The sequence below is a fragment of the Brevibacterium gallinarum genome (genome assembly GCF_014836885.1).
In the GTDB taxonomy this organism is placed as follows: domain Bacteria; phylum Actinomycetota; class Actinomycetes; order Actinomycetales; family Brevibacteriaceae; genus Brevibacterium; species Brevibacterium gallinarum.
This window is the reverse complement of record NZ_JACSPY010000005.1, coordinates 190,034-203,104: the sequence shown is the minus strand read 5'-3', so window position 1 is coordinate 203,104 and position 13,071 is coordinate 190,034. Positions and strand designations below refer to the sequence as shown.

General features: G+C 68.4%; 12 protein-coding genes. 1 reads left to right on the top strand and 11 read right to left on the bottom strand.

All coding sequences use genetic code 11. The features are described 5' to 3' along the window. Positions 1–258 precede the first annotated feature (258 nt). Complete coding sequence (locus H9634_RS07340) at positions 259–1,320, top strand: zinc ribbon domain-containing protein (protein WP_191726036.1); 1,062 nt, start codon at positions 259–261, stop codon at positions 1,318–1,320. Between the two features lie 113 nt (positions 1,321–1,433). Here the strand turns inward: H9634_RS07340 and H9634_RS07335 are convergent, their stop codons facing one another. From H9634_RS07335 to folE, 11 genes are all read right to left on the bottom strand, one after another. Continuing rightward, positions 1,434–4,055, bottom strand: coding sequence for an ATP-dependent Clp protease ATP-binding subunit (locus tag H9634_RS07335; protein ID WP_191726035.1), 2,622 nt, complete (start codon positions 4,053–4,055; stop codon positions 1,434–1,436). A 236-nt stretch (positions 4,056–4,291) separates the two neighbouring features. Further along, positions 4,292–4,633, bottom strand: a complete 342-nt coding sequence (locus H9634_RS07330; RefSeq protein WP_191726034.1) for a histone-like nucleoid-structuring protein Lsr2 — start codon at positions 4,631–4,633, stop codon at positions 4,292–4,294. A 22-nt stretch (positions 4,634–4,655) separates the two neighbouring features. After that, the gene (locus H9634_RS07325; protein ID WP_191726033.1) at positions 4,656–4,916 is read right to left on the bottom strand and encodes a hypothetical protein; all 261 of its coding nucleotides are present in this window, start codon (positions 4,914–4,916) and stop codon (positions 4,656–4,658) included. Between the two features lie 132 nt (positions 4,917–5,048). After that, positions 5,049–6,581 (bottom strand): lysine--tRNA ligase, encoded by a 1,533-nt coding sequence (lysS, locus tag H9634_RS07320; protein WP_191726032.1) that lies wholly within the window; start codon positions 6,579–6,581, stop codon positions 5,049–5,051. 81 nt (positions 6,582–6,662) lie between these two features. After that, positions 6,663–7,562: a Rossmann-like and DUF2520 domain-containing protein gene (locus H9634_RS14870; RefSeq protein ID WP_191726031.1), complete on the bottom strand. Its 900-nt coding sequence runs from the start codon at positions 7,560–7,562 to the stop codon at positions 6,663–6,665. Continuing rightward, positions 7,559–9,505, bottom strand: coding sequence for a PH domain-containing protein (locus H9634_RS07310; protein ID WP_191726030.1), 1,947 nt, complete (start codon positions 9,503–9,505; stop codon positions 7,559–7,561). Before H9634_RS07310 ends, H9634_RS14870 begins: the two co-directional genes overlap by 4 nt. Beyond that, positions 9,505–10,083, bottom strand: a complete 579-nt coding sequence (locus H9634_RS07305; protein WP_191726029.1) for a PH domain-containing protein — start codon at positions 10,081–10,083, stop codon at positions 9,505–9,507. Before H9634_RS07305 ends, H9634_RS07310 begins: the two co-directional genes overlap by 1 nt. Next, entirely contained in the window at positions 10,080–10,541 is a 462-nt protein-coding gene (locus H9634_RS07300) for a DUF3180 domain-containing protein (RefSeq protein WP_175293131.1), read from the bottom strand. Before H9634_RS07300 ends, H9634_RS07305 begins: the two co-directional genes overlap by 4 nt. Beyond that, complete coding sequence (folK, locus tag H9634_RS07295; protein WP_191726028.1) at positions 10,538–11,512, bottom strand: 2-amino-4-hydroxy-6-hydroxymethyldihydropteridine diphosphokinase; 975 nt, start codon at positions 11,510–11,512, stop codon at positions 10,538–10,540. The genes H9634_RS07300 and folK overlap by 4 nt, the downstream gene beginning before the upstream one ends. Positions 11,513–11,578: 66 nt before the next feature. After that, positions 11,579–12,481 (bottom strand): dihydropteroate synthase, encoded by a 903-nt coding sequence (gene folP / locus H9634_RS07290; RefSeq protein ID WP_191726027.1) that lies wholly within the window; start codon positions 12,479–12,481, stop codon positions 11,579–11,581. A 26-nt stretch (positions 12,482–12,507) separates the two neighbouring features. Further along, a complete protein-coding gene (gene folE / locus H9634_RS07285) occupies positions 12,508–13,071 on the bottom strand; it encodes a GTP cyclohydrolase I FolE (protein ID WP_191726026.1) in 564 nt (187 codons plus the stop codon).

Genomic DNA, 13,071 nt, shown 5'->3' with positions numbered 1-13,071 from the left:
AACCAGAAGACCGGACAGCCGGTACTCCGGTCACTGACCGCGTACGACCACTGAACCCTTGGAATCAATCATCTAGGCGGAGCGGCAGCCCCCGGCGGGCCGGCAGCCCCACCACCGCCGAGCGCCCCGCCTCCGCCGAGCGCCCCGCCGACCGCCTCGGGTCCGGTGCAGGCCACCCCGCCGCCACCGAACGCCATGCCCGTCGGGGCGATGCCGCCTCCCGGGGCGGCCCCGCCGCCGGGATACGCGGCCGCGCCGATGGGCCCACCGCAGCCGATCGACCGGCGCAGAGCCAAGATCTGGGGCATCGCCGCCGGAGCGCTTGTGCTCGCCCTCATCGCCAGCATCATCGCCGTCGGGCAGATCAACTCACGGTTCTACGGCCCCGACGGGGTGGTGCGCTCCTACCTGTCGAAGCTCTCCAGCGGCGACGCCGAGGGGGCACTCGCCCTGGCCGATGTCGATGTGCCGGTCGAGGAGCGCACGCTGCTGACCAACGAGGTGCTCAGCAGCGCCGCCGCGCGCCCGGACAGCATCTCGATCACCGACACCGAGGTCGACGGCGACACCGCCGTCGTGACCGCCGAGTTCGACCTCGGCGGTTCGAAGAGCGACGTCAAGATCGACGTGCGCAAAGTCGGCAAACGCGGGATCTTCTTCAACGACTGGCGACTGGCCTCGCCGAGCCTCGGCCGCGTCGTCGTCGAGACCCCGAACCTCAACCAGGTCAACGTCAACGGCGTGACCGTCCCGACAGCCGACGGCATGCTCAGTCTGCCGGCCTTCCCGGCGCTCTATACTGTCAGCCTCGCCGACTCGTCGGACTATCTGGACGCCGATGAGGTGCAGACGCGGGCATTCTTCGAAGGCACCTCCGCAGAGGAAGCCGGCGGGGAGCTGCCGATCCTGGAGGCCGCTCCCACGCAGGCGTTCACCGATGAGGTCAACAAGCAGGTGCGCAGCCTGCTCGACTCGTGTGCCGGGAAGGCGGAGACCGAGCCGGCCGGCTGCCCGTTCGGCTCCCGGTCGGCAAGCTACTCCGATGTCACGAACGTCAAGTGGTCGATTGAGGAGTACCCGGACATCAGCCTGAGCGACAGCGGCGGCTACGGGTTCGGCTACGGCGACTCCGAGCCGAGCGACGGCTCGAAGTGGCGCATCACCTCGGAGTCCACCGGATCCGCGCTCATCACCGGCAGGTACAGCCTGTTCGGGGATTCGGAAAGTTATGACAACACCGTGAGCTTCGACGTCTCCGGCACCGCCGAGATCGTCGATGGCAAGGTGGTCATCAGCGTCGAGGAGGACAGCGGGTACTGATCGCCCACCACCGGCAGAGTCGCAACGGACGATAGCTGCGCGGGTAGGCGAAAGGGGCTGGTGGAATCATCCACCAGCCCCTTCTCGCTGCCTGCAGAGCTCAACCCTGCGGCTTACAGCTCCTGAGTGCCGGCCGATTCGGCCTGCGCCTGACCTCCCTCATCGGGCGTGTCGTCGGACCGGGCGGCAGCGGCATTGGCGGTGTCCGCCTCGGGAATGGCTCCCGTGCCCTCCTCGTCCTCAGCCGAGTCCGCACCGACCTTCACCGGGGCGCGATCCTCCTCGACGCCGCGGAAGGTGAACACCGCATCGGTGCCCTCGCCTTCGACGTCGACGTAGACCGTCTGACCGGAACGCAGCTCGTCGAACAGGATCCGCTCGGAGAGCTGGTCCTCGATCTCCTGCTGGATGGTGCGGCGCAGCGGACGCGCACCGAGCACCGGATCGTAGCCGCGGTCGGCGAGCGTGTCCTTGGCCTTCTGGGTCAGCTCGATGCGCATGCCCTGGTCGGCCATCCGCTCGTCGAGGCGTGCGAGGAACAGATCGACGATCCGGACGATCTCCTCCTTCTTCAGCTGCGGGAACACGATCGTGTCATCGACACGGTTGAGGAACTCCGGACGGAAGTGCTGCTTGAGCTCTTCGTTCACGCGCTGCTTCATGCGCTCGTAGTTCGTCGTCGTGTCGCCCTCGACCTGGAAGCCCATCTGCTGGCCCTTGGCGATGTCGCGGGTGCCGAGGTTCGTCGTCATGATGATGATCGTGTTCTTGAAGTCGACCTCACGACCCTGCGAGTCGGTCAGGCGGCCGTCTTCGAGGATCTGCAGCAGCGAGTTGAAGATGTCGCTGTGCGCCTTCTCGACCTCATCGAAGAGCACGACGGAGAACGGCTTGCGGCGGACCTTCTCGGTCAGCTGACCACCCTCTTCGTAGCCGACGTAGCCCGGAGGCGAACCGAACAGCCGCGAAACGGTGTGCTTCTCGGAGAACTCACTCATGTCAAGCGAGATGAGCGCAGACTCGTCACCGAACAGGAACTCCGCCAGCGCCTTGGCCAGCTCGGTCTTGCCGACGCCGGTCGGGCCGGCGAAGATGAACGAACCGGACGGGCGCTTCGGGTCCTTCAGGCCGGCACGGGTGCGGCGGATCGCACGCGAGACCGACTTGATCGCATCGTTCTGCCCGATGATGCGCTTGTGCAGCTCGTCTTCCATCCGCAGCAGCCTGGAGGACTCCTCCTCGGTGAGCTTGAAGATCGGGATGCCGGTCGCCGAAGCGAGCACATCGGCGATGAGCTCCTCATCGACGATCGCCGACTGGTCCTTCTTGCCCGAGCGCCATTCCTTCTCAGCCTTGTCCTTCTCGGCCTGCAGCTGCATCTCGGTGTTGCGCTCGTCGGCTGCCAGCTCGAAGTTCTGCTTGTCGATCGCAGCTTCCTTGCGCTGGCGGGCCTCAGCGATCTTCTCGTCGAGCTCCTTGAGCTCCGGCGGGGCTGAGAGCCGCGAGATGCGCAGCTTCGCTCCGGCCTCGTCGATGAGGTCGATCGCCTTGTCCGGCAGGAACCGGTCGTTGACGTAGCGGTCGGAGAGGTTCACCGCTGCGGCCAGTGCGGCATCGGTGATCGTGACCTTGTGGTGGGACTCGTAGCGGTCCCGCAGACCCTTGAGGATCTTGATGGCATCCGACAGGGTCGGCTCCGGGACCTGGATCGGCTGGAAGCGGCGTTCGAGAGCCGCGTCCTTCTCGATGTTCTTGCGGTACTCATCGAGGGTCGTCGCACCGATCGTCTGCAGCTCACCGCGGGCGAGCATCGGCTTGAGGATCGAGGCGGCGTCGATCGCGCCTTCAGCGGCGCCGGCGCCGACGAGCGTGTGGATCTCGTCGATGAACAGGATGATGTCGCCGCGCGTGCGGATCTCCTTGAGCACCTTCTTCAGCCGTTCCTCGAAGTCGCCGCGGTAGCGCGAGCCGGCCACGAGCGAACCGAGATCCAGCGTGTAGAGCTGCTTGTCCTCGAGGATCTCAGGCACGTCGCCGCGCACGATCGCCTGGGCCAGGCCCTCAACGACGGCGGTCTTGCCGACGCCGGGCTCACCGATGAGGACGGGGTTGTTCTTCGTGCGGCGCGAGAGCACCTGCATGACCCGCTGCATCTGCTCGGTGCGGCCGATGACCGGGTCGAGCTTGCCCTCACGGGCGGCAGCGGTGAGGTTCCGGCCGAACTGGTCGAGCACGAGCGAGCCGGAGGGGGTTCCCTCTTCGCGGCCGCCGCTGGTCGCGCCGACCGGTTCCTTGCCCTGGTAGCCGGAGATGAGCTTGATGACTTCCTGGCGCACGCGCGCCAGGTCCGCGCCGAGCTTGACGAGCACCTGGGCGGCTACGCCTTCGCCTTCGCGGATGAGGCCGAGCAGGATGTGCTCGGTGCCGATGTAGGTGTGGCCCAGCTGCAGTGCTTCGCGCAGGCTGAGCTCCAGGACCTTCTTGGCCCGTGGGGTGAATGGGATGTGGCCGCTGGGGGCCTGCTGGCCCTGGCCGATGATCTCGGTGACCTGGTCGCGCACCTGCTCGAGTGAGATGCCCATACCTTCCAGAGCCTTTGCTGCGATGCCCTCACCCTCGTGGATGAGGCCGAGCAGGATGTGCTCCGTGCCGATGTAGTTGTGCTTGAGGATCTTTGCCTCTTCCTGCGCAAGCACCACTACGCGACGGGCACGATCCGTAAACCGCTCAAACATTTGCCCTCCTCGGTCTGTCGATTCCTCTGACTCTAACCAAGGCGGCGCCGGATTTATTGCCGTTTCGCCGTCAGCCGAACGCCATTCGGCTCATGGCGAAATTCAGTGCGGTTCGGCTGGGAATCTGCCCCGGGAACAGCGCAGCGGGCCCAGCCGGAATGGCTGGGCCCGCTGGTGTCAGGCTCCGGTCCCGAGGCGGTGCTCAGGTCGGCATGCCGGGTGCGGCTGGCCTGGGGTCAGTGGGCGTTGTCGTAGGCCTCGATGATCTCGCTGGGGATCCGGCCGCGGTCGGAGACCTCGTAGCCCTTGTCCTGGGCCCACTTGCGGATCTGGGGGGTGTCTGCGCGCGAACCTGCCGAGCGGCGGCTGCGTCCGGTGCCGCCGCGGGCGCCGCGGGCCGGGTTGGCGACCCGGCGGGCGCGCTCGATGAACGGCGCGAGGGCCTCACGCAGCTTGGCTGCGTTCTCACTCGAGAGCTCGATTTCGTAGTGTCCCTGGTCGATGGAGAACGAGACTGTCTCGGCTGCGTCCGTGCCGTCGAAGTCGTCGGTGAGCACAAGCTTCATTTCGCGTGCCATAAGAGCCTTTCGTCGATGCTGATCACTGAGGCGAGGTGCCCTCTGCATCCCGGTTCGCGGGGCCGGATTCAGGTGCAGGTTCTGTCTCTGTCACCGTGTTCGGCGCTGCAGCAGCGGATTCGCCCGGGCGGTGGCCGCCCTGTTTATCCGAATCTTCTAGATCGGCGTAATACCGGTCCATTTCCCGCCGTTCGATGCTGTCGGCGCGGATGATGGCACGGATAACGTACCAGAACAGCAGCGCCACACACAGCGATGGCAGAAGGACTTTGATGTATTCCACAACTGATCCTAACCCTTAACGGCTCTTTTGCATATCTTTATCGACAATGTCCGCGTGTGAATCACATGAATATCGTTCAGCTCCCGGTCGCCGAAGTCAATGTGCATTGGCTTTTCATCCGCCCGGCTGGGCTCAATTCTCAATCGGCTTGATGAATGGGAAGAGAATGGTCTCGCGGATTCCCAGGCCGGTGAGCGCCATGATGAGCCGGTCGATTCCCATGCCCATTCCACCGCTGGGCGGCATGCCGTATTCCATGGCCATGAGGAAGTCCTCGTCCAGGCGCATCGCCTCATCGTCGCCGCGGGCGGCGTCCTTGGCCTGGGCTTCGAAGCGCTCGCGCTGCACGACCGGGTCGACGAGCTCGGAGTAGCCGGTGGCCAGTTCGAAGCCGCGCACATAGAGATCCCATTTCTCCACCACGCCGGGCTTCTCCCGGTGGGCGCGCACCAGCGGTGAGGTGTCGACGGGGAAATCGACGACGAATGTCGGCGCCCACAGGCGGTCGGAATAGAAGTGCTCCCACAGCTCTTCGACGTATTTGCCGTGCGAGCGGAATACGCCTGCGAGATCGACATTGTGCTCATCGGCGATCGCGGCAAGCTCGTCGATGCTCGTGTCCGGGGTCACCGCGCGCCCGACTTCCTCGGACAGCGATTCGTACATGCTCACGACAGCCCAGTCGCCGCCGAAGTCGTATTCGGTGCCGTCGGACAGGGTGACGGTGAGCGATCCGACAGCGTCCTTGGCGGCATTCTGAATGAGCTCCTGGGTGAGCTTGGCAATCGAATGGTAATCGCCGTACGCCTGATAGGCCTCCAGCATGGCGAATTCCGGGGAATGAGTGGAATCGGCACCCTCGTTCCGGAAATTGCGGTTGATCTCGAAGACGTTCTCCAGCCCGCCGACGACAGCGCGCTTGAGGTACAGCTCCGGGGCGATGCGCAGGAACAGGTCGATGTCGTAGGCGTTCATGTGCGTGCGGAACGGCCGGGCCGCCGCTCCCCCGTGCAGCGTCTGCAGCATCGGCGTCTCGACTTCGGTGAAGCCGGCGTCGTCGAAGGTGGCGCGCAGCGACTTCATGATGTTCGACCGGGTCTGCACGGTGGTGCGCGCCTGCTCGCGGGTGATGAGGTCGAGGTAGCGCTGGCGGATCCGCGTCTCGTCGGTCAGCTCGGTGTGCAGCGCCGGCAGCGGGCGCAGCGCCTTGGCTGCGATCGCCCACTCGTCGACCATGACGGAGAGCTCACCGCGCTTGGACTTGATGACATGGCCGTGCAGGAACACGTGGTCGCCCAGGTCGACGTCGGACTTCCAGTCCTCCAGGCGCTCAGCGCCGACGATCTTCTGCGAGAGCATCCCCTGCAGGCGGGTCCCGTCGCCGGACTGCAGGGTGACGAAGCACAGCTTGCCGGTGTTGCGCACGAACACGACGCGGCCGGCCACGCCGACGACGTCCTCGGTCTCCTCGCCGGGTTCGAGATTCGGGTGGGCGGCGCGCACCTCGGCAAGCGTGTGGGTGCGTTCGACGGTGACCGGGTACGCCTGCTGACCGGACTCGAGCAGCCGGGCGCGCTTCTCCTTGCGGATGCGCTGCTGTTCGGGGTCGAGGTGTTCTGGGGTCTCTTCGGGCGCACCAGCCGGTGCCGTGACGTTCTCTGGCATGCATCCAGGGTACTAAGTGCGCCCGCCTGTCAACGAATCCACAGGTTCGGCTGACCGGCTGCCGGCTCCGCTGCCGAGGCGTCAGTCGCGTTCGGTCAGCAGCTCGTGCATGGCCCGGGCCTGCTCGGTGGTGATGGTGCCGTTGGTCAGCGCCCGCGCGATCGTCGCCTTGGCCATCGCGGTGTAGGCGTCGGCGACGTCGAGGGAGCCGGCAGCGACGCTGTATTCGGCTAAGGCGTCGAGGTGGGCGGCGACCGTGCCGGTGTCGCCGCGGCTGACCGGCCCGGTCAGTGCCGAGGGCCCGGCCTGCAGGGTGTTCGACACGCTCGCCTCGACCAGCGAGCGCAGCACGCGGGCAGGGTCCTCGATGCCGAGGCTGGTGAGCACGTCGAGTGACTGGCTGAGGGTGGCGACGGTGTGGTTGGCGGCATGGGCGATGGCGGCGTGGTAGAGCGCCCGGTCGGCTTCGGCGACGATGATCGGTTCGGCGCCGATCTCGACGACGAGCGCCTGGCCGATCGGCAGCACCGCCTTGGCCGCGGTCACTGCGATCGTCGCCTCCCGCAGCCGGGGCAGGTCGACGGAGGTGCCGGTGAACGACAGGGACGGGTGCAGGGCGATCGCGAAGGCCCCGGAGGCAGCGGCCGGGCCGAGCACCTCGGTGCCGTACATGCCTGCGCAGTGCATGACGATCTGGCCGGGTGTGAAGCAGCCGAGCTTCGCCAGCCCGGCCACGAGCTCGGGCAGCACATCGTCGCTGACGGTGAACAGGACGAGTTCGGCGCGTTCGACGAGGGTCTCGACCTCGAGGATCGGCACCTCAGGCAGCATCGCCTCGGCCCGGTCGCGGGATGCCTGGGAGGAGGCGGTGGTGCCGATGATCGCGTGGCCGGCGGCGCGCAGCGCGTTGCCCATCACCGCGCCGACGCGTCCGCAGCCAACGATGCCGATGCCCAGCCGGGTCTGGTCCTCATGGTTCACCGCGTTCCTCCTTCTTCGTGCTGGGGTGGTGTGTGCTGTCCGGTCAGCTGCTGTCCGCCCAGCCGCTGTCCGACCAGCTCCTGTCCGACCAGCTGCTGTGCTGCTGCCGGTGCCCGCCCGTCGAGGACCGCGCGAGCGGACCGGGTGCGCTCGGCATGGTCGAAGAAGAACTGCCAGCTGACCGGGATCGACTGGTGCAGCACGCAGGCGGCGATCGGCCCGGCGGTGGAGTCGAGGTTGATGCTGGCGAGGTCGAAGCGGCGCTGAAGGGGTCCCTGGTGCCAGCGCATCGACTGCACGCGGGCGTGCGGGGTGCAGGTGACCTGGCGGATGAACCAGCCGGAGCGGATGATGAGCATCGAGCCGGTCACCGTCCACCCGTTGCGCCGATAGGTCAGCGGGTCGAGCCACCGGCTGGAGGCCGGCTGGCGGACGAAGCGCTGCTCGACGGCGCTGAGGGCGGCTGGGTCGGTGTCGGTGATGTCTGCTGCCCGGTCGGCGTACATCGCCGCGGCGAAAAGGGTGTGCGCATCGATGCCCTCGGCCGGCTGCGGGTCGGGCAGGGCGAGGGCGAGCATCATGAGCGCCTGCTCACGGCTGCCGACCGGCAGCAGCACATTGTCGCCGTCCCCGTCGCCGGTCTCCCCGCCGGCCATGTTGAATTCGACCTTCCACCAGCCGGTGAGCCGCCACAGCAGCGGCTGGCTCATCCGCACCGCCTGGATGCGTTCGAGGCGGATCGTGCGCCGAGACGTCGAGAGCAGTCCGCGGGCCACCTGCAGTCCGTCCTCGGACAGGCTGGCGGAGAAGTTCGCGTTGGTGAACGTGCTGCGCACAGCGGCGAACAGCCCGAACACCACCGGCAGGAAGCTCAGCCCGACCGTCAGACTGATTTGGCCGGGGAAGAACACCGTCATGATCGTGAAGAATCCCACCGCTGCGGCCAGCAGCACGACCGTGACGATCATCCCGAGCGTGAACAGCTGGGAGAGGATGACGATGTGGGCGGGGATCCTGAGGATCCGCCCCTCGGCATCGGTGCGAGCTGCCACCCGGTAGGGGGCCAGGACCTCATCGAGGGTCTGCTCGGCATCGGCGGTGACCTCGCCGGCGGCTCCGTGGACGGCGCGCATGACGCGGGCGCCGAGCGTGTCGCCGGTGCGCAGCTCGCGGGCGTGGACGCCGGGCTGGGCGATCGCGGTCCCCTCGCCCGTGCCCGAGGCGGTGCTCGCCCGGCCGTCACCGGGCCCCTCAGCTGGGGTGGGCTCGCCTGCGCGGGTGCCCGGCGCCTCGGGCGCGGTGCGCTGCTTTGCCGCCCGCACGCGGGTGAGCATGTCAGCGCGCAGGGTCTCGGCCTGGCTGCGGGTCAGGTAGGCGATCTCGATCTTCGAGTCCGAGCCGCCGGCGACGTCGAAGACGAGGCCGGCCAATCCGAAGAGGCGCGGGACGATCTTCTGGTAGACGTCGATGGACTGGACGCGGTCGAGGCGGGCGGAGCGCAGCTTGCGGCTGATGAGGGTTTCGCGCAGGTAGACGGCCTCGTCGTCGACGCGGTAGCTCATCGCCCGCCACAGCAGGTAGTTGATGAGCCCGGCGATGAGGAAGAACGCGACGACCGCCGCGGCGACCCACAGCAGCCGGTTCTCCCCCAGCCAGGCGAAGAAGCCCATGTCCGGGGTGCGGCCCTCGCGGATCGCTGCGATGACATCGTCGATGACGGACTGGCCGAAGGCGATGAGGCCGGCGATCATCGCGAGGAACACGGCGATGAGGTTGATCGCCGGTGTCAGCGGGTGGACGCGCTTCCAGCCGGCGTCACCGGTCGCGGCGTCGACGGCCGGCGGCAGGGGGCTGTCAGACTGTGCGCTGGCAGGCTGGGCGCTCTCGGACTGTGCGCTCTCGGGCTGTGCGCCCTCAGGCTGGCCGGGTGCGGGCTGGTCCATCACAGTCCTGCCAGCTGGGACTCACCGCGGGTGGCCAGCTCATCGCGCAGCCGTTCGGCCTCGGCACGCGGCAGGCCGGGGATCGTCGCATCGGTCGAGGCTGAGGCGGTGTGCAGTTCGACGCCGGCCAGACCGAACATCCGCTCGATCGGCCCGGAGGACACCTCGACGTACTGCAGTCGGCCGTAGGGCACCACGGAGGTGGTGTGGAACATGATGCCGTGGCGCACGAGCAGGTCGGAGGCGCGTTCGGCGTAGCCGAGGGCCCTGGTCTGCCGGAAGATGAGCCACACGGCGAAGATCGCCCAGGCGGCGATGACCGGCAGTCCGATCCACAGCAGCGGCTTCCAGAACAGGATGCCGACGACGAGGACGACGATGAGTGCGACGAGCAGGAAGGTGCTCTCGGTCAGCAGCCGGGCGTAGGCGTACCGGCGGTCCACCGGCTGGAAGGCGACCCCGGCCTCGGGCGGGGGCAGGGGGCCTGGCTGCGCGGCGCGCTGCTGTGGCTGGGGTTCCCGCTGCGGCTGGGGCTCCGGCTGGCGGGGTGGCTGCGGGGGCGGGGCGGGGGTGCTCATGCGGTATCTGCTCCTGCGGTGTCGTCGGGTGGGAGTTGGCAGAAGGATTCGACGACGAGTCCGACGACCATGACGATGGCGGCGGCTGCGACGGCCAGCAGCATCCCGCCGGCCTGTTCGGCGCGCACGCCGGCGGCGCTGACGACGAGGTACATGGTGCCGCCGAGGTACCAGCCGGTCAGCAGCGACCCGGCCAGTGCCGCGGCCTTGGCCATCATCGCCACGCGGGCGGCCCTGACGTGGTCGAGTTCCTTGGTGCGGTCGCCGTCGTTCCACTTCTTGATCGGCCAGCCGAGGATGAGCAGCACGATCGACAGTGCGAGCATGCCGAGGATCGCCGGCCACGGCAGCCCCGGCAGCGCTTGGCCGAGGGACTCCCAGATGTAGTTGAAGCCCAGTGCCGCGATGATGCCGAGCACTCCCCAGGTCAGCAGCTGAGCCGGTTTCGTCTGCGTCATGGCCCGATCGCCTCGCCGGTATCGCGCAGTCCGCCGCCGTCATCGGCGCGGGTGAGTGCGGTGGTGATCGGCACCGTGCCCGAGGCGGTGGTCACCGTGGCCGCGGGACGCAGCTGCGCCCAGGGGGCGAGCACGAAGGCGCGTTCGGCTGCCCTGGGGTGGGGCAGCACGAGCTGGCCGGTCTCGCAGGTGATCTCGGCGGCCGCGTCGTCGAGGGCGCCGGGCCGGCTGCAGCGGATGAGGTCGATGTCGAGGGTGCGCGGGCCCCAGCGGATCTCGCGGGTCCGCCCGTGGGCCAGTTCGATGCCCTGGCACACGCCGAGCAGCTGCAGCGGGCTCAGCTCGGTCGTCACGATCGCGACCGCGTTGGTGAAGTCGGGCTGGTCGATCCCGCCGACCGGCTTGGTCGCGAAGGCCGTCGAGGCGGCATCGACGCTGATGTCCGGGTGGGCGTCAAGTGCGCTGAGCGCTGCGCGCAGCGCCTCGAGCGGCTGGCCGAGGTTGGCGCCGAGCCCGAGCACCGCCTGTAAGCCGGCGGTCTCTGCGCCGGCGCCCGGCGCCTCGGGGCCGGTGTCCGGCAGCCAGCCGGCCGGTGCCTCGGATGCGGGACGGGTGATGGTGACGCTGACGTCGTCGAAGGCGACCGGCACGGGGGCGGCGGGTTTGTGCACGGTGACGGTGGCGCGCGCGGCGACGGTGAGGCAGTGCTCGGCGATGCGCTCGGCGAGAGTTTCGATGAGGTTGAGCGGCTCACCTGCGATGATCGCGGCGATGTCCTCGGCCAGTGTGCCGTAGTCGGCGGTGTCGATGAGCGCATCGGAGGCGGCTGCGGCCCGGGTGTCGGTGTGCAGGGTGACGTCGACGATGAAGTTCTGGCCTTCGCGGCGCTCGAAGTCGAACACGCCGTGGTAGCCGTAGACCGTCAGCCCGGTCAGTGTGATGGCGTCGCCTGCGCGCCTGCGGTCGGCCACTGTGTCTCCCTGTCGTGTCGTCGTTGGTCTCTACCGTACTGCGCCCGGCGGTTTCGCGCTGTGCGCTCAGGTCGGCCAGGAGGGCCGGTGTTCGCTGCCCGTGCCCGAGGCGGTGGCTGGGGTCTCCGGCAGGTCGAGGGGCAGCGGGCGGGTGCGGGGGCGGTGGGCGCTGATCGCCTCGGCGACCTGAGCGGCGATGAGGGAGGCGCGCGGTTCGTGCACGCGCACGGCCCAGGCGCCTGCGTGTGCGGAGAGCGCGGTGATCGCCGCGGTGGCGGCGTCGCGGTCGGCGACCGGGATGTCGGAAGGCTGGTCGGCCCCGAGCAGGGTGGAGAGGAAGCGTTTGCGGCTGGCGGCTACGAGCAGGCGGGGGCCGAGTTCGGTGAAGCGTTCGATCTGGGCGAGCAGCTGCCAGTTGTGCTCGGCGTTCTTCGAGAACCCGATGCCGGGGTCGATGATGATGTCCTCATCGGCGACACCGGCGGCGCGGGCGGCGTCGATGCGTTCGGTGAGCTCGGCTTGGACTTCGGCGACGACGTCGTCGTAGTGGTAGCGGGCGGTCGCGTCGCTGAGCAGTCCGCGCCAGTGCATGAGGATGATCGGCACGCCGGCTTCGCCTGCGGCCGTGAGCATCTCGGCTTCGGCTTGGCCGGCGGAGACGTCGTTGATGATGGCGGCACCGGCGTCGATGGCCTGGCGGGCGATGTCGGCGCGCATCGTGTCGATGCTGATGACCGCGCCCTGGGCGGCGAGCTTCCTGATAACGGGGATGACGCGGCGGGCTTCCTCCTCGGCGCTGACGCGGGTGCTGCCGGGCCGGGTCGATTCGCCGCCGATGTCGATGATGTCGGCGCCGTTCGCGAGCAGCTGCAGGCCGTGGTCGACGGCGGCGCTGAAGTCGAACCACCGGCCGCCGTCGGAGAACGAGTCGGGGGTGACGTTGAGGACGCCCATGATCTGGGTGCGCATCAGCTGCTCCTTCGCTTGAGGTGGGCTCAGCGGCCGAGGATGAGGCTCATCGCCTCGGCCCGGGAGGCGGCGTCGCGCAGCTGGCCGCGCACGGCTGAGGAGATCGTCGTCGCGCCGGGCTTCTGCACCCCGCGCATCGACATGCACAGGTGCTCGGCTTCGATGACGACGATCGCACCGCGGGGTTCGAGGTGCTCGACGATCGCATCGGCGATCTGGCTGGTGAGCCGTTCCTGGACCTGCGGGCGGCGGGCGTAGATCTCGACGAGGCGGGCGAGCTTCGACAGCCCGGTCACCTTGCCCTCTGGGCCGGGGATGTAGCCGATGTGGGCCGAGCCGTGGAAGGGCACGAGGTGGTGTTCGCAGGTCGAGTACATCTCGATGTCGCGCACGAGGACCATCTCGTCGTAGCCGACGTCGAAGACGACGCTGAGGACATCGGCGGCGTCCTTGTGCAGGCCGGAGAAGACCTCTTCATAGGAGCGCGCCACCCGGGCGGGGGTGTCGCGCAGGCCGTCGCGGTCAGGGTCCTCCCCGACCGCGAGGAGGATCTCCCGGACCGCCGCCTCGATGCGCGGCTGGTCGACCAT

What these genes read in the sequence shown, in the direction of transcription:
- H9634_RS07300 (WP_175293131.1), bottom strand. Translation starts at nt 10,541, where the DNA reads ATGACGCAGACGAAACCGGCTCAGCTGCTGACCTGGGGAGTGCTCGGC.
- H9634_RS07340 (WP_191726036.1), top strand. Translation starts at nt 259, where the DNA reads ATGGGCCCACCGCAGCCGATCGACCGGCGCAGAGCCAAGATCTGGGGC.
- folE (WP_191726026.1), bottom strand. Translation starts at nt 13,071, where the DNA reads ATGGTCGACCAGCCGCGCATCGAGGCGGCGGTCCGGGAGATCCTCCTC.
- H9634_RS07310 (WP_191726030.1), bottom strand. Translation starts at nt 9,505, where the DNA reads ATGGACCAGCCCGCACCCGGCCAGCCTGAGGGCGCACAGCCCGAGAGC.
- folP (WP_191726027.1), bottom strand. Translation starts at nt 12,481, where the DNA reads ATGCGCACCCAGATCATGGGCGTCCTCAACGTCACCCCCGACTCGTTC.
- H9634_RS07330 (WP_191726034.1), bottom strand. Translation starts at nt 4,633, where the DNA reads ATGGCACGCGAAATGAAGCTTGTGCTCACCGACGACTTCGACGGCACG.
- H9634_RS07335 (WP_191726035.1), bottom strand. Translation starts at nt 4,055, where the DNA reads ATGTTTGAGCGGTTTACGGATCGTGCCCGTCGCGTAGTGGTGCTTGCG.
- lysS (WP_191726032.1), bottom strand. Translation starts at nt 6,581, where the DNA reads ATGCCAGAGAACGTCACGGCACCGGCTGGTGCGCCCGAAGAGACCCCA.
- H9634_RS07305 (WP_191726029.1), bottom strand. Translation starts at nt 10,083, where the DNA reads ATGAGCACCCCCGCCCCGCCCCCGCAGCCACCCCGCCAGCCGGAGCCC.